The organism is Microbacterium phyllosphaerae (genome assembly GCF_017876435.1).
GTDB lineage: Bacteria > Actinomycetota > Actinomycetes > Actinomycetales > Microbacteriaceae > Microbacterium > Microbacterium phyllosphaerae.
Genome location: NZ_JAGIOA010000001.1, coordinates 2,033,399 through 2,051,178, shown reverse-complemented (window position 1 = coordinate 2,051,178; position 17,780 = coordinate 2,033,399). Strand labels below are relative to the sequence as shown.

The 17,780-nt window shown below is 69.0% G+C and carries 17 protein-coding genes and 1 tRNA gene; 6 read left to right on the top strand and 12 right to left on the bottom strand.

Annotation, left to right across the window (positions count from 1 at the left end; translation table 11 throughout):
* Positions 1-4 precede the first annotated feature (4 nt).
* The 4 genes from rho to lysA all read right to left on the bottom strand — a co-directional run bounded on the left by rho (position 5) and on the right by lysA (position 5,872).
* Positions 5-1,960 carry a transcription termination factor Rho gene (rho, locus tag JOF42_RS09505; RefSeq protein WP_210097643.1) on the bottom strand — a complete coding sequence of 652 codons (1,956 nt, stop codon included), beginning with the start codon at positions 1,958-1,960 and terminating at the stop codon, positions 5-7.
* A gap of 196 nt (positions 1,961-2,156) precedes the next feature.
* Positions 2,157-3,092, bottom strand: a complete 936-nt coding sequence (gene thrB, locus JOF42_RS09500) for a homoserine kinase (RefSeq protein ID WP_210097642.1) — start codon at positions 3,090-3,092, stop codon at positions 2,157-2,159.
* Positions 3,089-4,396: a homoserine dehydrogenase gene (locus JOF42_RS09495; RefSeq protein ID WP_210097641.1), complete on the bottom strand. Its 1,308-nt coding sequence runs from the start codon at positions 4,394-4,396 to the stop codon at positions 3,089-3,091. The genes thrB and JOF42_RS09495 overlap by 4 nt, the downstream gene beginning before the upstream one ends.
* Before the next feature lie 66 nt (positions 4,397-4,462).
* Positions 4,463-5,872 carry a diaminopimelate decarboxylase gene (gene lysA, locus JOF42_RS09490; protein ID WP_210097640.1) on the bottom strand — a complete coding sequence of 470 codons (1,410 nt, stop codon included), beginning with the start codon at positions 5,870-5,872 and terminating at the stop codon, positions 4,463-4,465.
* A 149-nt stretch (positions 5,873-6,021) separates the two neighbouring features.
* Between lysA and JOF42_RS09485 the strand changes: the two genes are divergently transcribed.
* Positions 6,022-7,077, top strand: a complete 1,056-nt coding sequence (locus JOF42_RS09485) for a YhjD/YihY/BrkB family envelope integrity protein (RefSeq protein ID WP_210097639.1) — start codon at positions 6,022-6,024, stop codon at positions 7,075-7,077.
* Between the two features lie 2 nt (positions 7,078-7,079).
* Here JOF42_RS09485 and JOF42_RS09480 read toward each other — a convergent pair whose 3' ends face one another.
* Positions 7,080-7,940, bottom strand: coding sequence for an LmeA family phospholipid-binding protein (locus JOF42_RS09480; protein WP_210097638.1), 861 nt, complete (start codon positions 7,938-7,940; stop codon positions 7,080-7,082).
* A gap of 37 nt (positions 7,941-7,977) precedes the next feature.
* The gene (gene argS / locus JOF42_RS09475) at positions 7,978-9,642 is read right to left on the bottom strand and encodes an arginine--tRNA ligase (protein ID WP_210097637.1); all 1,665 of its coding nucleotides are present in this window, start codon (positions 9,640-9,642) and stop codon (positions 7,978-7,980) included.
* A 70-nt stretch (positions 9,643-9,712) separates the two neighbouring features.
* Between argS and JOF42_RS09470 the strand changes: the two genes are divergently transcribed.
* Both JOF42_RS09470 and JOF42_RS09465 read left to right on the top strand, forming a co-directional pair.
* Positions 9,713-10,522, top strand: a complete 810-nt coding sequence (locus JOF42_RS09470; protein WP_210097636.1) for an SGNH/GDSL hydrolase family protein — start codon at positions 9,713-9,715, stop codon at positions 10,520-10,522.
* 16 nt (positions 10,523-10,538) lie between these two features.
* Positions 10,539-10,611: transfer RNA gene (locus JOF42_RS09465), tRNA-Arg, on the top strand.
* A 45-nt stretch (positions 10,612-10,656) separates the two neighbouring features.
* On the opposite strand, the gene JOF42_RS09460 is transcribed toward JOF42_RS09465, so the two are convergent.
* From JOF42_RS09460 to JOF42_RS09445, 4 genes are read right to left on the bottom strand one after another with little or no spacing between them, the layout of a single operon-like run.
* Positions 10,657-10,980 (bottom strand): carboxymuconolactone decarboxylase family protein, encoded by a 324-nt coding sequence (locus tag JOF42_RS09460; protein WP_210097635.1) that lies wholly within the window; start codon positions 10,978-10,980, stop codon positions 10,657-10,659.
* Complete coding sequence (locus JOF42_RS09455) at positions 10,977-11,183, bottom strand: cupin domain-containing protein (protein WP_210097634.1); 207 nt, start codon at positions 11,181-11,183, stop codon at positions 10,977-10,979. The genes JOF42_RS09460 and JOF42_RS09455 overlap by 4 nt, the downstream gene beginning before the upstream one ends.
* Before the next feature lie 57 nt (positions 11,184-11,240).
* A complete protein-coding gene (locus JOF42_RS09450; RefSeq protein WP_210097633.1) occupies positions 11,241-12,266 on the bottom strand; it encodes a zinc-dependent alcohol dehydrogenase family protein in 1,026 nt (341 codons plus the stop codon).
* Between the two features lie 22 nt (positions 12,267-12,288).
* On the bottom strand, positions 12,289-13,530 hold the full coding sequence (locus JOF42_RS09445; RefSeq protein ID WP_210097632.1) for a multidrug effflux MFS transporter: 1,242 nt from the start codon (positions 13,528-13,530) through the stop codon (positions 12,289-12,291).
* 162 nt (positions 13,531-13,692) lie between these two features.
* On the opposite strand from JOF42_RS09445, the gene JOF42_RS09440 reads away from it, so the two are divergent.
* A complete protein-coding gene (locus JOF42_RS09440; protein ID WP_210097631.1) occupies positions 13,693-14,397 on the top strand; it encodes an SDR family NAD(P)-dependent oxidoreductase in 705 nt (234 codons plus the stop codon).
* Positions 14,398-14,463: 66 nt separating this feature from the next.
* Positions 14,464-15,342: a helix-turn-helix domain-containing protein gene (locus tag JOF42_RS09435; RefSeq protein WP_210097630.1), complete on the top strand. Its 879-nt coding sequence runs from the start codon at positions 14,464-14,466 to the stop codon at positions 15,340-15,342.
* Positions 15,343-15,603: 261 nt separating this feature from the next.
* Here JOF42_RS09435 and hxlA read toward each other — a convergent pair whose 3' ends face one another.
* Positions 15,604-16,227: a 3-hexulose-6-phosphate synthase gene (hxlA, locus tag JOF42_RS09430; protein ID WP_210097629.1), complete on the bottom strand. Its 624-nt coding sequence runs from the start codon at positions 16,225-16,227 to the stop codon at positions 15,604-15,606.
* 43 nt (positions 16,228-16,270) lie between these two features.
* Entirely contained in the window at positions 16,271-16,852 is a 582-nt protein-coding gene (gene hxlB / locus JOF42_RS09425) for a 6-phospho-3-hexuloisomerase (RefSeq protein ID WP_210097628.1), read from the bottom strand.
* 91 nt (positions 16,853-16,943) lie between these two features.
* Between hxlB and JOF42_RS09420 the strand changes: the two genes are divergently transcribed.
* Positions 16,944-17,780 carry a helix-turn-helix transcriptional regulator gene (locus tag JOF42_RS09420; protein WP_210097627.1) on the top strand — a complete coding sequence of 279 codons (837 nt, stop codon included), beginning with the start codon at positions 16,944-16,946 and terminating at the stop codon, positions 17,778-17,780.

Genomic DNA, 17,780 nt, shown 5'->3' with positions numbered 1-17,780 from the left:
CCGCTCAGCGGATGTTGTTGTCGTGACCGTGCGCGCCCGAGGGGAGCGTCGGAATCGACTTCTGCATCTGCACCAGGAACTCGACGTTCGAGTGCGTCTCCTTGAGCTTGCCCAGCACGACCTCGAGGGCCTGCTGCTGGTCGAGGCCCGCGAGGGCCCGGCGCAGCTTCCAGGTGATCTTGACCTCGTCGTTCGACAGCAGCATCTCTTCGCGGCGGGTGCTCGACGCATTCACGTCGACGGCCGGGAAGATGCGCTTGTCGGCGAGCTGACGCGACAGGCGCAGCTCGCTGTTTCCGGTGCCCTTGAACTCCTCGAAGATGACCTCGTCCATCTTGGAGCCGGTCTCGACGAGAGCCGTGGCGAGGATCGTGAGGGATCCGCCGTTCTCGATGTTGCGCGCCGCGCCGAAGAAGCGCTTGGGCGGGTACAGAGCCGACGCGTCGACTCCGCCCGAGAGCACGCGTCCGGATGCCGGAGCCGCGAGGTTGTACGCACGGCCGAGGCGGGTGATCGAGTCGAGCAGCACGACGACGTCGCGGCCCAGCTCGACGAGACGCTTGGCGCGCTCGATGGCGAGCTCGGCGACCGTGGTGTGGTCTTCGGCGGGGCGATCGAACGTCGAGGCGATGACCTCGCCCTTGACCGTGCGCTCCATGTCGGTGACCTCTTCAGGACGCTCGTCGACGAGCACGACCATGAGGTGGACCTCGGGGTTGTTCTGCGCGATCGCGTTGGCGATCTGCTGCAGGACGATCGTCTTGCCGGCCTTGGGCGGTGCGACGATGAGGCCGCGCTGTCCCTTGCCGATCGGGGCGACGAGGTCGATGATGCGCTGGGTCAGCTTCTCGGGAGCCGTCTCGAGGCGCAGGCGCTCCTGCGGGTAGAGCGGGGTGAGCTTGCCGAACTCGACGCGGGTGGCGGCATCGTCGATCGACAGACCGTTGATCGAGTCGACCTTCACCAGCGCGTTGTACTTCTGACGGCCCTGCTGCTCGCCCTCACGGGGCTGCTTGATCGAGCCGACGATCGCGTCGCCCTTGCGCAGGTTGTACTTCTTGACCTGCCCGAGCGAGACGTAGACGTCGCTGGGGCCGGCGAGGTAGCCGGTCGTGCGCACGAAAGCGTAGTTGTCGAGCACGTCGAGGATGCCGGCGATGGGGATGAGGACATCGTCCTCGCCGATCTCGGTGTCGAACTCGTCGGTCGGAGCAGCGCCGCCGCGGCGCTTGTTGCGCTGACGGTTCCGGCCGTTGCCGCCCTCGTCGTCGGCGTTGTTCTGCTGCTGGGGCTGCTGCGACTGCTGCTGCTCGCCGGCCTGGCCGTTGCCGTTCTGGCCGCGCCCGCGGTTACGGCTGCGGTTGCGGTTGCGGCCTCGGCCGCCCTGCTCGTCGCTGCCTTCGCCCTGATCCGACGAGGAATCGTTGGCGGGTGCGGTCTCAGCCGGTGCGGCCTCGGCGGGCTTCTCGACGGCAGGGGCCTCGGACTCTGCCGCAGGCTTCTTGGCCGTGCGACGGCCGCGACCCGTGGTCTTCTTCGGCTCGTCCGATGCCTCTGCAGCGGGAGCAGCAGCGGCTTCTGCGGGCGCTGCGGGCGCCTCGGCGGGAGCGGCGGCCGTCTCAGCGGAAACGGCCAGCTCTGCATCTGCCTTCTTGGCACGACTGCGACGAGGGGCCTTCGCCTTGGGCGCGGCCTCAGCTGCCGGCGCCTCGGCGCCAGGCGCCTCGGCCTTCGCCGGGGCCTCGGACTTCGCGGGTGCGCTGTCGGCGGGGGCGTCAGCCGCAGCGGCCTTGTCAGCCTTGGCTGCTGCCGTCGCCGTGGTCGCACGGCGCGGTGCGCGCTTGCGTGCAGGGGCCACTTCGGTCGCAGCGGTGGTCGCGGCGTCGGAGCTCGCGGCCTGTGCCGGAGCCTCGGCGGCGGGTGCCGCCTTGTCGTTCTGGGTCTCGGAGAAATTCTCCACGAGTACTCCCTCTTTGGTCTCGGAGACGTGAGCGGTACGCGCACAACGGGTGCTGCGCGCGGTCGCACGGGCTGACGCTCGGCGTCAGCCAGCCTCGGCACTGGGTTCTCGAAAAGAACGAGTTCTCGGTGAGAGCAGTGCCACAGGGGTTTGCGTGCGGGTCTTGCAGAGTTGCAATGGGGCCAGATTCACGCAGTTACGTGGAGCCCTCCGCTCGAGTCCCCACTGTACCACCACGCACGTCGACCGCGAGCAGCAGCGCTTCCCACGGGGTGTCGGTGGTCGATTCGGCGAGTTCCACGGCATCCTGACGACTGCCGGGGCCGTCCGCGAGTACGAGGACGCTGGGCCCCGCACCCGACACGACGGCCGCGAACCCCGCGGCGCGCAGCGCCTGCACGAGCCGCTGCGTCTCGGGCATCGCCTCGGCGCGGTAGTCCTGATGAAGGCGATCGGCCGTCGCGTCGAGCAGCAGCTCGGGGCTCTGCATGAGAGCCGCGATGAGCAGCGCCGAGCGCGAGACGTTGAACACGGCATCCGCGGTCGACACCTGCGGCGGCTGCAGGGAGCGCGCCTTCGAGGTGGACATCGTGTACGACGGCACGAGGACGAGCGGCGAGACGCCGCGGTGCACGAGCAGCTTCTTGTGCTGTGGTCCGCGCTCGCCCACCCACGCGATCGTCAGTCCGCCGAACAGCGCTGGCGCGACGTTGTCGGGGTGCCCCTCGATCTCCGTGGCGAGTCGCAGCATATCGGCGTCGTCGATCTCGACGTCGCCTTCGAGAAGCCCCTTGGCGGCAAGGATGCCCGCGGCCACGGCCGCCCCGGAGGAGCCGAGACCGCGACCGTGCGGGACGCCGTTCTCAGCCACGATGCGCAGACCGGGAAGCGGGCGGTCGACGTCGGCGTAGACGTGCGCGATCGTGCGGACGATGAGGTTCGACGCGTCGCGCGGGATCTCCGCAGCGCCCGATCCCGAGACCTCGATCTCGAGCTCGCCTGCGGGCAACCCGGTGACCAGAAGCGTGTCGTAGACGCTCAGAGCCAGACCGAGCGTGTCGAAACCGGGGCCGAGGTTCGCGCTCGTCGCGGGTACGGTCACCTCGACCGTGCGCCCTGCTGCCACCGTCATTCGCCTTCCACGCGCAGCACCGAGACGACGCGCTCGACGACAGAGCTGTCGGCGAGTGCGTCGACCGTCGCGCTGAGCGCCGCATCCGTCGCGCGGTGCGTGCCGATCACGAGGCGGGCCGTGGGCTCGCCCTCGCCTTCGACCGTCTGGACGACCGTGGCGACCGAGACGTCGCCGTCGCTCAGGATCCCGGCGACGGTCGCAAGAACGCCGGGAGCGTCCGAGACCTCGAGGGTGATCTGGTAGCGGGTGGTGACGTGGCCGATCGGCACGACGGGCAGGTTGGCCCTGGTGGACTCCCCCACGCCGACACCGCCCGCGATGTGGCGACGGGCGGCCGAGACGACGTCGCCGAGGACGGCGGATGCCGTCTGCACGCCACCGGCACCGGCACCGTAGAACATGAGGGAGCCGGCGGCCTCCGCCTCGACGAACACGGCGTTGTTCGCACCGTGCACCGACGCGAGCGGGTGGGTCTTCGGGACGAGAGCGGGGTAGACGCGCACCGAGATCGACTCGGCGCCGTTGGCCTCGATGCGCTCGCACACCGCGAGCAGCTTGATGACGAACCCGGCTGCGCGAGCCTCGTCGATCATCGATGCGGTGATCGACGTGATTCCCTCGCGGTACACGGCGTCGAGCGGGACGGCCGTGTGGAAGGCGAGGCTCGCGAGGATCGCTGCCTTCTGCGCGGCGTCGTAGCCCTCGACGTCGGCCGTGGGGTCGGCCTCCGCGTAGCCGAGGCGCTGGGCGTCGGCGAGCACGTCGGCGAAGTCCGCGCCCTCGGTGTCCATGCGGTCGAGGATGTAGTTCGTGGTGCCGTTCACGATGCCCATGATGCGCACGACCCGGTCGCCGGCGAGGGAGTCGCGCAGCGGGCGGATGATCGGGATCGCACCCGCGGCCGCGGCCTCGTAGTAGACGGACGCGCCGACGCGGTCGGCCGCCTCGAAGAGCTCGGGGCCGTGCGTCGCAAGCAGCGCCTTGTTGGCGGTGACGACGTCTGCGCCGGAGCCGATCGCCTGGAGAATGCTCGTGCGGGCGGGCTCGATGCCGCCGATCAGCTCGATCACGATGTCGGATCCGAGGATCAGCGACTCGGCGTCAGTCGTGAACAGCTCTTTGGGCAGGTCGACGTCGCGAGGGGCGTCGAGGTTTCGCACGGCGATGCCCGCCAGCTCGAGAGAGGCCCCCGCGCGATCGGCGAGCTCGTCGCCGTGTCGCAGCAGCAGGTCGGCCACCTGGGAGCCGACCGCGCCGGCGCCCAGGAGCGCCACCCGAAGTCGTCGGTACTCAGTCGTCATTGCTTCTCCTTAGGAGGGTGGATCAGTCGTGCGTCATCGGCTGCCGCATCGCGTGCGGCCCGCGGATCACCTGTGGGCTTCGGGCGCGTCGATGCCGGCATCCCTCGACAGGACGTCGGCGATGGTCTCTCCGCGGACGATGACCGTCGACCTGCCGTCGCGGACGGCGACGATCGGCGGACGGGGAACGTGGTTGTAGTTGCTCGCCAGCGGAGCGCAGTACGCGCCGGTCGCCGGGACGGCCAGCAGGTCGCCGGGTGTCACGTCGACGGGCAGGAATTCGTGGTCGACGACGATGTCGCCCGACTCGCAGTGCTTGCCGACGACGCGGCTGAGCTGTGGCGAGCCCACGCCGACGCGCGAGGCCAGACGAGCCGAGAACTGCGCTCCGTAGAGCGCGGGACGGGCGTTGTCGCTCATGCCGCCGTCGACGCTGATGTACCGGCGCGTGGCCCCGGATTCGAGCGCGACGTCCTTGGTCGTGCCGACCTCGTAGAGCGTGACGCCTGCGGTGCCGACGATGGCACGCCCCGGTTCGAAGGAGAGGGCAGGGATCGAGATGCCTCGCGCGGCGCACCCTTCGGCGACAGCGGTGACGATCTCGCCGGCGAGCGTCTCGATGGGCGTGGGATCGTCGACGCTGGTGTACGCGATGCCGAAGCCGCCACCCAGATTGAGCTGCGGTACGGGGCCGCTCTCGAGAAGCGCCGCGTGCAGCTCGAGCACCCGCGATGCGGACTCACGGAAGCCGGCGACGCCGAAGATCTGCGATCCGATGTGACAGTGCAGGCCGGCGAATTCGAGACCGGGGATCTCACGGATGCGAGCGACCGCCTGCTCGGCCTCGGGCAGCGGGAAGCCGAACTTCTGGTCTTCGTGGGCGGTGGCGAGGAAGTCGTGCGTCTCGGCGTGAACCCCGCTGATCACCCGTACCAGCACGCGCTGCGTCGCCTCCGTCCGCGCGGTGATGGCCGAAAGACGCTCGATCTCGATCGCGCTGTCGACGATGATCGTGCCGATGCCGACCTCGACGGCGCGTTCGAGCTCGGCGACGGACTTGTTGTTGCCGTGGAAGCCGAGGGATGCGGGAGCGACACCTGCGGCGAGGGCGACCTCGAGCTCGCCCCCGGTGCAGACGTCGACCCGGAGTCCTTCGTCGATGATCCATCGTGCGATCGTCGTGGTCAGCAGCGCCTTGCCGGCGTAGTACACCTGCGCGGTCGTGCCATGGTCAGCGGCGGCCCGGTCGAACGACTGCCGGAACGCGCGTGCACGGGCGCGAACCTCGTCCTCGTCGATCACGAGCAGCGGTGTGCCGTAGGCGTGCACGAGATCGGTGGCGGCGACGCCCCCGATCTGGATGACGCCGTGGGCATCGCGAGCTGTGGACGCCGGCCATACCGCGGTCGGGAGGTCGTTCGCGTCGACGGGCTCGACGAGCCATTCCGGGGCGAGCGAATCGGCAGGGGAAAGCAAGGAACACCAATCGTGGAACGGGTCTCGGGCAGGAACGCACACTGCGAGGTTGCCCCCGATTCTAGGGCACCCGGTATGCCGTCTCCGTCATGGTGACGCCCGACGTCAACCCCCTGAATCGTCTTCGGCGCCACTCGTAAGGTGGTGGCATGAGCACCGCATCCGCAGCCCCTGACGCCGACCGCCCCGGCCTGATCGCGCGAGTGAGCTCGGCGGCGATCCGCTGGGCGCTGATACGACGACCGGTCCGTGCCTTCCTGCTGTACTCGGAACGTCGGGGAGCCATGCTCGCCGACAGCGTGACCTACCGTGCGCTCTTCAGCGTCTTCGCGGCGGTGCTCCTCGGCTTCTCGATCGCGGCCCTCTGGCTCGCCGGCAATCCGGAGGCGTGGGACGCGATCATCGCCGCCGTGCAGTCCGTGGTGCCGGGGCTCATCGGCGACGGCGGCGTCATCGATCCGGCCGACCTGCAGGCTCCCCTCTCCTTCTCGATCGCCGGGGTGATCTCCGTCATCGCGCTCACCGGCTCGGCTCTCGCCGCCGTCGGCTCCCTCCGCACGGCCGTGCGGATCCTCGCAGGCACGGCGCAGGACGACATCCTGTTCATCTGGGTGATGCTGCGCAACCTGCTGCTCGCGATCGGCGTCGGCCTGTCGTTCGTCGCTGCGGCGGGCATCACGTTCGTCGGCCGCCTCGGGATCACCTGGATCAGCGGGCTGCTTGGCATCGCCGACGACTCCCCCGTCGCCGTCTGGGGCATCCGGATCGTGTCGCTCGTCGTCGTGCTCGCGCTCGACACCGCGCTGATCGCCGGCGTCTTCCGGATGCTCTCGGGTGTCCAGCCCGCAGCGCGGTCGCTGTGGTCCGGAGCCCTGCTCGGCGGCGTCGGGCTGCTCATCCTGCAGGAGCTGTCGGGTCTCTTCATCGGCGGAGCGACCAGCAACCCGCTGCTCGCCTCGTTCGCGTCGCTGCTGGCGCTGCTGATCTGGCTCAACCTGTCGACGCAGGTCATCCTGATCGCGTGCGCGTACATCGTCACCTCCGAAGAGGAGCGTCACGACAGAGTGCGGGCCCGTTTCGGGGCGACCACCTTCCCGCAGCGCCGGGTGCAGCAGGCCGAAGCCGACGTCGCGCGCGCGACCGCCGACCTCCGCACCGCGCAGAAGGCCGAGAAGGAGTTCCGCACCGGCTCGACGGCGGACTGACCTCAGCCCTGCGGGCACACGCCCTTGTCGAGCAGCGTCGAGTCGGTCGCGATCGCGCCGTCGACATCCACGTCGATCACGGCCTCGGAGCCGTCGATCTCGAGGCCGGTCAGGGTGATCCCGGCGGGAAGCTGGTCGGCGATGCAGATCCGCTGCGTCTCGGTGAGACCGGCGCCGAGCGAACCGAGCGACGAGCCGACCTGATCGAGGTCGACCTCGAGCCCGCCGATCGTCGCACTGACAGGCGTGAGTTCGAGGTCGCCCTCCGCCACACCGGGCATCACGGTGAGTGAGATCGGGATGGCGATGCCGAGCGCCGTCACGGAGCCGGCGACGGTCGCGTTCGGAGCGTCGAGGCTCACCGTCTCGACGGGCAGGTCGGTGCCGGCCAGCAGATCGGTGAACTGCGACTCGTCGATGCGGATCGTTCCGGTCGCGCCGCCGAGGTCTCCGCCCCGCAGCGGAACACCGGTCGCGGTCACGTCGGCAGCCCCGGTGATCCCCTGCAGCGTGACGGAATCCGTGGAGAGATGCAGCGTGTCGAGCGTGCCGCCGATGAGCTGCGGGAGCAGGATGCCGTCGGCCTCCACATCGAGCTGCTGATCGGCGGGGAGGTCGAGCTGGTCGATGACGATCCCGCGCACCACTCCGGGGAGCACCGACCTCACGACGAGTTCCGCCGCCACGGCCAGCAGCGCCAACACGACGACAACGATCAGCAGCACCCACGGCCAGCGCTTGCGCTTCCGCTTCACGGGCGCGGCGGCGACGCCGTCTGCACTCCCCTGCTCGCCCGGGATCACGAGCGTCGGATGCTCGGAATCGGCGGCGGGGTAAGGGAGGGTGTGGTTGTCGTCGCTCATGCTGCCATCCTGCCCTACGGCGCGGACGGCGGCCGAGTCACATGCGCTCGGGTGCGGACACGCCGAGCAGGTCGAGGCCGTTGCGGAAGACCTGGCCGGCGGCGTCGTTGAGCCACAGGCGCGTGCGGTGCACGGTCTCGATCGGGTCGTCGCCCTGCGGGATCACGCGGCAGTTGTCGTACCAGCGGTGGTAGAGACCTGCGAGCTCCTCGAGGTAGCGCGCGACGCGGTGCGGCTCGCGGACCTCCGCGGCGAAGGCGACGATGCGCGGGAACTCCTGCAGGGCGCCCAGCAGAGCGCTCTCCGTCTCGTGCGTGAGGGTCTCGGGGGCGAACTCCGACCGGTCCACTCCGGAGTCAGCCGCGTTCCGCGCCACATTGTGCGTGCGGGCGTGCGCGTACTGCACGTAGAAGACGGGGTTGTCGTTCGTGCGCTTCTGCAGCAGCTCGGGGTCGAGCGCGAGAGGAGAGTCGGCAGGCGAGCGCTCGAGCGAGTAGCGCAGCGCATCCGTGCCGAGCCATTCGCGCAGGTCGTCCATCTCGATGATGTTTCCGGCGCGTTTGCTGAGGCGCGCACCGCCGACCGAGACGAGCTGGCCGATCAGCACCTCGACGTTCTTCTCCGGGTTCTCGCCTGCGGCTCCGGCGATCGCCTTGAGACGGTGGACATATCCGTGGTGATCAGCACCGAGCAGGTACAGCTTGTACTCGAAGCCGCGGTCACCCTTGTTCAGGTAGTAGGCGGCATCCGCGGCGAAGTACGTGTACTCGCCGTTCGAGCGACGGATGACACGGTCCTTGTCGTCACCGAAGTCGGTCGTGCGCACCCAGACCGCACCCTCGTCGTCGAAGACGTGGCCCTGCTCGCGCAGGCGGTCGACCGCCTCGTCGACGAGGCTCACACCCTGATCGTTCTTGGCATGAAGCACGCGCTCGGAGAACCAGACGTCGAAGTCGACGTTGAACTTCGAGAGCGACTGCTTCTGCTCATCGAGCTGGAACTCATAGGCGAGTTCCCGCGCGACGACCACCCGCTCGTCCTCGGGAAGATCGAGCAGATCGGGGCGAGACGCGAGCACGCGAGCCGCGAGGTCACCGATGTAGCTTCCGGCGTAGCCGCCCTCGGGCGTGGGCTCCCCCTTCGCGGCAGCCAGCACGGAGTTCGCGAAGCGCTCCATCTGCACACCGGCGTCGTTGATGTAGTACTCACGGGCGACGGTCGCACCGGATGCTGCGAGCACGCGCGCGATCGCGTCGCCGAGCGCCGCCCAGCGCGTGTGCCCGATGTGCAGGGGGCCGGTCGGGTTCGCGCTCACGAACTCGATGTTGATGCTCTGCCCGGCCTGGGTGTCGTTGTGTCCGTACTCGGTGCCCGCGTCGACGATCACCTTCGCCAGCGCGCCGGCGGCCGCCGCGTCGAGGCGGATGTTGATGAACCCCGGCCCGGCGACCTCGGTGCTCGCGATGCCGTCGACCTGCGCGAGGCCGTCGGCGATCTGCTGCGCGAGTTCCCGCGGGTTCGTGCCGAACGGCTTCGCCAGACGCATCGCGATGTTCGAGGCCCAATCACCGTGATCGCGGTTGCGCGGGCGCTCGAAGACGATGTCGGTTGTGGAGAGCGCGAGCGGCTCGCCGGGACGTCGTTCCTCGGCGATCGGTGCGAGGACGGCGAGGAGGGCTTCGGCGAGCGTTTCAGGGTTCATAGGCCTCCCAGTTTACGGCGCGTCACGGCGCCGAATTTGCGCAGACGGATTCCTGATCTACAGTCATGCCATGAAGGCCGCATCCGCCCGCCACCGCCTGCCCGTCGCAGGCCTCGCCGTCGCCGTGATCCTGGCTCTCGCCGCGGTCATCCTCGGCGTGTGGCGTCCGTGGGTTCCGGTGCCTTCATCGGTGCCCGTCGGAGCCGCTGCCGCAGACGATGAGGCGGTCACGATCGCCCCGGAGCCGCTGCTGCTCCCCGAGCATCCGACTGTCCTCGTCTTCGGCGACTCCTGGACCTACGGCTCTGCCGCGACCGAGCCGACACTCGGGTACGCGTACGTCCTCGCCGACCTGCTCGACGGCGAGACGATCGTGAAAGGCGTGCGAGGCAGCGGCTATCTCAAGCCCGGTCTCGACGGACCAGCCTTCGGCGATCGCATCGCCGCACTGGATCCGGCTCTCACCCCCGATCTCATCATCATGCAGGGATCGATCAACGACCGCACTCAGGGCGAGGCGGGGTACCGCGAGGCCGTGACCGCCGCGTGGGACGCCATGGCGGCGAAGTACCCCGACGCCACGATCGTCATTCTCGGCCCCGCTCCCCACGAGCTTCCGGTGGGCACCGAGACCGCCCGTATCGACAAGGACCTCGGAGAGCTCGCCTCGGCCCGCGGCTGGTGGTACATCTCCCCCGTCGCGCAGGACTGGATCACCGAACAGAACTATCTGTCGGTCATCGACGTCGAGATCGGTCGCAAGCATCCGTCCACCGACGGCCACCGCTACCTCGCTGAGAAGCTGGCCGCCGCACTCGCGGAGCTCGGCGACGCGCCGGTCACCGAGGCGGGTGGGTCGGAGACCACTCCCGAGCAGTGATATTGTCGATCGGTACGCCTCCGTAGCTCAGTGGATAGAGCGCCGGTTTCCGGTACCGTAGGTCGCAGGTTCGACTCCTGTCGGGGGCACATACCTACAGAGAAAAGCCGCCTGGTCTCAGGCGGCTTTTCTCGTCATCTCTCCGTATCGGCGAACGCGGCTCGTGCAGCTCCGATCGCGGCCATCGCTCGCGGCCAACCGGTATAGAAGGCGAGGTGCGTGATGGTCTCGATGAGTTCCTGCTCGGTGACGCCGTTGTCTCGGGCGAAACCGAGGTGGAAGGCCAGCTGGTCCGTGGCGCCGAGCGTCACCAGCGCGGAGACGGTGACCAGGCTGCGGTCGCGGGGAGAGAGCTCGGGGCGAGCCCACACCTCGTCGAAGAGGACCTTGTCGGTGTAGTGCGCGAGTGCGGGGGCGATGTCGCCCACGGCACGTTGCCCTCCGGTCCATCCGGTCATCGTGTTGCCTTCCCTTCGTACTCATCGTCGGTGATGTGTTCCTTCCACGCGGTGGTGGTCGCGGGGTCGTCGCCGTTCTCGAGCATCGCGATGTGCTCCATGAACGTGTCACCTGCGGATGCGTGCCAGTGATCCTGGCCCGGTGGGCCGGCGAACTGCTCGGGCGGGTTCTTGGCCGTGGCTGCGGCGGGTTCGATGTTCATACGTGGTCCTCCTGTTCGTCGTGGGGCGGACGGGCGGCCCGTCCGCCCCACACTGGCTCAAACGGTCAGCAGCACCTTGGTGGCGGTGCGCTGGTCCATGGCGGTGTACCCCGCGGCGGCCTGCTCGAGCGGGAGCGTGAGGTCGAAGACCACGCCGGGATCGATCTTGCGGTCCCAGATGAGCTGGATGAGCTCGGGCAGGAAGCGGCGGACGGGTGCCGGGCCTCCGTGCAGGGTCACGCCGGAGAAGAACAGTTCGAACCCGTCGAGGGACACGTCGTGCGAGACGCCGACGTATCCGACGTGGCCGCCGGGTCGGGCGGAGCGAATCGCCTGTTCCATGGATGCCTGTGTGCCGACCGCTTCGATGACGGAGTGTGCGCCGAGTCCGTCGGTCAGCTCCTTGACCTTCGCGACTCCTTCATCTCCACGCTCTTCGACGATGTCGGTGGCGCCGAACTGACGCGCGAGTTCCTGCCGGTCGGCGTGACGGGACATCGCGATGATGCTCTCCGCACCGAGCTGCTTCGCGGCGAGGATGCCGAGCAGGCCGACCGCTCCGTCGCCGACAACGGCGACGGTCTTGCCCGGTCCGGCATTCGCGGCGACGGCAGCGAACCACCCCGTGCCGAGCACGTCGGAGGCGGCGAGCAGCGAGGGGATCAGATCCTCGTCGGGCTGGCCCGGAGTGGCTACGAGCGTGCCGTCCGCGTTCGGGATCCGGGCGAGCTCTGCCTGAGTGCCTTCGGCCCCGATGGGCGTGCGGTGCACGCAGTGGGACTGGTAGCCGGCCCGACAGATCTCGCAGGTGTTGTCGGAGGTGAAGAAGCTGCCGACGACGAAGTCGCCGACGGCGACGTTCTTGACGTCTGCGCCGATCTCGGTGACGACGCCGACGTACTCGTGTCCCATCGGCTGAGGCGTTTCCTGCAGCTCTTCGGCGCCGCGATAGGGCCAGAGGTCGGACCCGCAGATGCAGGTGGCCGAGAGCCGGATGATGGCGTCGGTGGGTTCGAGGATCACGGGGTCGGCGCGGTCTTCGACTCGCACGTCGCCGGGGGCGTACATCATGACTCCACGCATGGTGGTGTCCTTTCTCCGAGGGTCAGGGGGTGGTTGCGGATGCCGTGGTCACGGCAGGTTCCGGCGCGTGATGACGCGGCCGGACGATGAGGAGGCATGCGAGGGCGGCGAGCACGGCCGAGGTGGTGGTGACGACGCCAAGTGGGAGGATGCTGAGCGCTCCGGCGACGCCGACGAACGGCGCAGCGATGCCACCGAAACCGAACCGAGCCATTCCGAGAAGTGACGCCGCTGTGCCGGCCATCTGCGGATATCCGCTGAGCGCGATGGTGGTCGCGGGTGGGGAGGCGATGGCGACGCCGCTGGCCAGCGTGAACAGGGCGAGGACGACGGCCCAGAGGGGGACGACGATCACGCCGGCGATGAGCAGCCCGAGGGCTCCGACCGTGGTCACGCCCACGCCGACAGCGAGCGTGCCGCCCACGCTCCATCGCTCTGCCGCTCGCCCGCCGAAGTGACCGAACACCATGAAACCGGCGGAGTTCAGACCGAACGCGGCGGCGTACCACTGCGGGGAGAGCCCGTAGACGTCCTGCAAGACGAAGGTGGCACCGGAGAGATAGGCGAACAGGGCAGCGTAGAGGAACCCCTGGTTGAGTACCGCTCCGAGGAACACCCGGTCCCGCAACAGCGTCGCGAAGTCGCGGAGAGTATGACCGAACCCACCGGAGGTGCGCTGGTCGCCTGGAAGCGTCTCCCCGAATGCGAAGACGATGAACGCGAGAATCGCGGCCCCCGCGACGGCGAGGAACACGAACAGACCGCGCCAGTCGGTGAATGTCGTCAGAAATCCGCCCAGCAGCGGACCGACGATGGCCGCGAGGCCGCCCACGACGGTGAGCCGTGCGTAGAACCGGATCAGCTGCGAGCCGGCATAGACGTCGCGGCCGGCCGCGTTCGCGATGACGATCCCCACTCCGCCGGCGAGCCCCTGCACGAAGCGGGCGGCGATGAGCGTCCCGACCGTCGGGCTGAACGCGCACAGCAGCGATGTCACCACGTAGGCGAGGACGCCGATGAGGAGGATGCTCCGCCGACCGTATCGGTCGGACAGTGGCCCGGCGAGCAGCTGACCGGCAGCGAGCCCGATGAGGCAGGCGGTGACCGTGAGCTGCGCGACGGACGTCGCCGCACCCAACTCCTGCGTGAGCGCCGGAAGCGCCGGCAGGTACAGGTCCATGGAGATCGGACCGAACACGGTCAGCACCAGCAAGAGTGCAGGCAGCATCCGACTCATCTTCGGCTGCGTGGCGGAGGAAGTCATGCACACCAGTGTTCTGCTCCCGGCGGATCGCCGGGAGTCCCTGGTGAGAGGTGTACTGACAGGGAACCCTTCGCGTGACGTATCGCTTGCAGAATAAGAAGCTCGGACGACCTGAGGAGTATCAATCGATGAGAGTACGACTGCCCGCGGACGAGGGCTGAGATGTCGCTGATCCTGGTGACCGGGGCTTCCGCCGGTCTCGGCCTCGCCACCGCGCAGGCACTCGCTGACGGCGGGCATGATGTCGTGGTGCACGCGCGCACACCCTCTCGCGTGCCTCCCGGCGGGTGGCGGGGAACACTCACCGGGGACCTCGCCGACCTCGATGCTGTGAAGCAGCTCGCTCGTGAGGCGGACGCCTTCGGTCGGTTCGACGCCGCCGTGCACAATGCCGGGGCGCTTCACTCGCCCGACGCCGTGCGCGTCAACACCATCGCACCGTATGTCCTCACCGCGTCGATGCATCGTCCTGAACGGCTCATCTACCTGAGCAGCTCCATGCATCGCGGTGGAGACACGGATCTCGAGGGACTGCGGACCGGTTCCGGATCGTACAGCGACAGCAAGCTCTGGGTGACAGCCATGGCCCTCGCTCTCGCGACCCGTTGGCCAGACGCCCACGTCCATGCGGTGGATCCCGGATGGGTGCCCACGCGGATGGGCGGCGCCGGGGCACCGGACGACCTGCGCGAAGGGCACCTCACCCAGGTGCACCTGGCGACCGCCGAGTCGATCACTCCGCGCACCGGCGGGTACTGGCACCATCTGAGCACCCAGCGGCCCGCTGCCGCAGCGGGAGACTCGATCTTCCACGAGCACCTGCTCGCCGCGCTCGCAGAGACCACAGGCGTGACACTCGCCGGATGAATGGCGGCCTGAGGGGTGCACTCTCAGGGCATCCCTCCCGCGGGACAGGAACCGTACGCTGATCCCATGGACAATCGAGCAGAGGTGCGCGAGTTCCTGATGACGCGCCGCGCGCACCTGACCACGGAGTCCGCGGGCCTTCCTGCAGGAACGAACCGGAGAGTGGCAGGGCTCCGTCGCAGCGAGGTCGCCATGCTCGCCGGTGTCTCCGTGGAGTACTACAGCAAACTCGAGCGCGGAGCCATCGCCGGAGCATCCGCGTCCGTGCTGGACGCCGTCTCCCGTGCTCTGCAGCTCACCGACGCCGAGCATTCCCACCTGCTCGACCTGGCCCGGGCCGCTGACGGCATACCGTCTTCCGGCCGCAACCGTCGTCGAGCCGTGAAGACCGCCGCGCCGCGCCCGAGCCTGCAATGGGCCCTGGACTCCATCACCGACGCCGTCGCGTTCGTTCGCGACCAGCGACAGAACCTCATCGCGACCAACGCGCTCGGACGCGCGTTCTACTCCCCGGTCATCGGCGACGGCGGGCGGGTGCCCAACCTCGCTCGGTTCCAATTCCTCGACCCCGCAGCCCACGACTTCTACCCCGACTGGGATCTGTTCGCCGAGATGTGCGTCGCCGTCATCCGCGCCGAGGCAGGACGAGACCCGCATGACAAGGGCATCCAAGACCTCGTCGGGGAGCTCTCGACTCGAAGCGACGTCTTCCGGACGCTCTGGGCGGCGCACAACGTCCGCACGCACGGTTCGGGCATCAAGCGCTTCCATCACCCGGTGGTGGGCGAGCTCACGCTCGTCTACGAGGAGCTCGCTCTCACCGCGGAACCCGGGCAGGTCATGCTGATCTACTCCGCGGAACCGGGCTCGCCGTCGGCGGAGCGCTTGGGCCTTCTCGCCTCCTGGGCTGCCGAGAGCTCGGTGCGCACCACTCCTCCCGCGTAGACGCGGACGAGACGCGTGCGCGCACAGCAGGGCCGGAGATCAGCGATGTCGCACCGTCGCGACGTGAGACGAAGGGGAGGATAACCACCCGTTCCTCAGAGGATCGCACGAGCCGCCTTGCTCGAGGGCCCCGGAATCACGCGGCAAAACACCTTCCCCGCACAACCCACACACAGACGAAGAACCCCGCCCATCGGGCGGGGTTCTTCTGCGTCTCAGCGTGCGAGGCGGACAGGTCACCCCGCCCACCGCCAGACGCGCTCAGCCGATCGCTGCGCGGAGCTCGGCCGCGGCCGCTCCCACATCCGGTGCGCTGTAGATCGCGCTTCCGGCGACGGCGATCTGCGCCCCCGACTTCTGCACCGAACCGATGCTCGCGGCGTTGACTCCGCCGGCCACCGAGAACGGCACACCGGATGCTTCGCCGTCGCGCAGCAGCGTGTCGAACGTGAAGCCTTCCTCGGCCTGCTCGTCGAGGCCGGCGTGCATCTCGACGAACTCGGCGCCGAGCTCGACGACCTCCTTCGCCCGTGCGGGCTTGTCCTTGACGCCGATCAGGTCGACGACGATCCCCTTGCCGTGCGCCTTCGCCGCCTTGACCGCTCCCGCGATGGTGCTGTCGCCCGCGGTGCCGAGCACCGTGACCAAGTCGGCGCCGGCCGTGAAGGCGATGTCGGCCTCGAGCTCACCGGCATCCATGGTCTTCAGGTCGGCGAAGACGATCTTGTCGGGGTGCGCCTTCTTGATCGCGGTCACCGCGCTGAGGCCGGCGCTCTTGATCAGCGGCGTCCCCAGTTCGAGGATGTCGACGTGCGGGGCGGCTGCCTCGGCGAGCGCGAGCGCGGCCTCGGTCGTCAGGGTGTCCATTGCGAACTGCAGCTTCATGGTGTTCCTTTCGTTACTGCGGGTGAGTATGTGGGGGCTTCGGTCATTCGAGGTTCGAGTGACGCGGCCAGAGGTCGTCGGCGTCCTGTCCGCTTCGGGCCCAGAGAGCGTGGAAAAGGGCGTCGCCGATGAGGACGACCGCCTGCTCGAAGAGACTGCCGGCGAACTGCGCGGAGGCGGCTCCCGAACGATCGAGCTTGCCTGCTGCGGGAACGACGACGGTCGCTGAGCCCGACAGCTCCGCCAGAGGCGACGTGGCGTCCGTCGTGATGGCCACGACCTTCGCTCCGACGTTCACGGCGGTCTCAGCCGCACGGACGATGCCGGATGTCGTGCCCGAACCGCTCGCGACCACGAGGAGGTCATCCCGAGCGATCGCCGGCGTCGTGGTCTCGCCCACGACATGCACCTCCAGACCGAGGTGCATGAGCCTCATCGCCGTCATCCGCAGCGCCAGCCCGGAGCGCCCCGCTCCGAGCACGAACACTCGCGGGGCTTCGGCCACCAGGTCGGACACGCGCGCGAGCGCCACCGGATCGGTGCGGATCACCGAGTCGAGTACCGCGCCGACCTCATTCGCCACGAGCCCCAGAGAATGCCCGAGGCCGACCTCCATCACGTCCATGTGTCCATCGTGCGCCGAAGCGGCGAGGCGTGCCCCCGCCCGCCGGCACGGTTCGACCTACCCGAAAGGATGGGTGGTGCATGATGGGTAGGTGAGTGCGAACGAGGCAGTACCGGAAGTCGACTCCCCCGCCCTGCGGCGAGCGCATCAGGACGGCGCGCGAGCGATCTCCGAGCTGGCCGATCGCCACGCGGTGGCCCTCGAGTCGCTGCTCGCGATCCTGCGCTCCGACCGACTCGATGACCGTGCGGCGCGCAATCTCGCGATCGAGTCGGCGGCGAACGCGCTCGTGCAGCTGCGGGTCGCCAGCGATCGCCAGAAGGAGGCGGTGTTGGAGCCCGTCGTCGGCGCCTTCGCGCGATTGCAGTCGGACCTGCGCCCCCTCGAGCGGTTCGGGAACCTCGACGTGCAGTTCATCGAGCCGCCCGCGACCGGCCGCGCTCTGCCGAGCGAGGTCGCCCACGCCGCTCGAGCGATCGTGCGCAACTCCGTGCTCGCGATCGTCGATGACACGACCGCGCGCCGCGTGCGCATCCAGTGGGACTGCGACGGTCTGAACCTGCTGATCGGCATCAGGGACGACGGGCGCGGTGAGCTCTCGGTCAGCGACGACGCGCTGCGTCCCGCCGCCGAGAGCGTGGTTGCGTTGAACGGCGATCTCGCGGTGTCGTCGACGGAGGGATGGGGGTCGGCGATCGACATCCGCCTCCCCCTCGATCCGCCCGCCGCGCCGGAGCCGCTCACCGAGGTCACCGAGCTGTCGGCACGAGAGCGAGAGGTGCTTCGTCTCGTCGTCGCCGGCTCACGCAACCGAGAGATCGCGTCGACGCTCGGGATCAGCGACAACACGGTCAAGTTCCACGTGTCGAACCTGCTGCGCAAGACCGGATGCCGGACTCGCGGGGAGCTGGCGTCACTCGCCCGATAG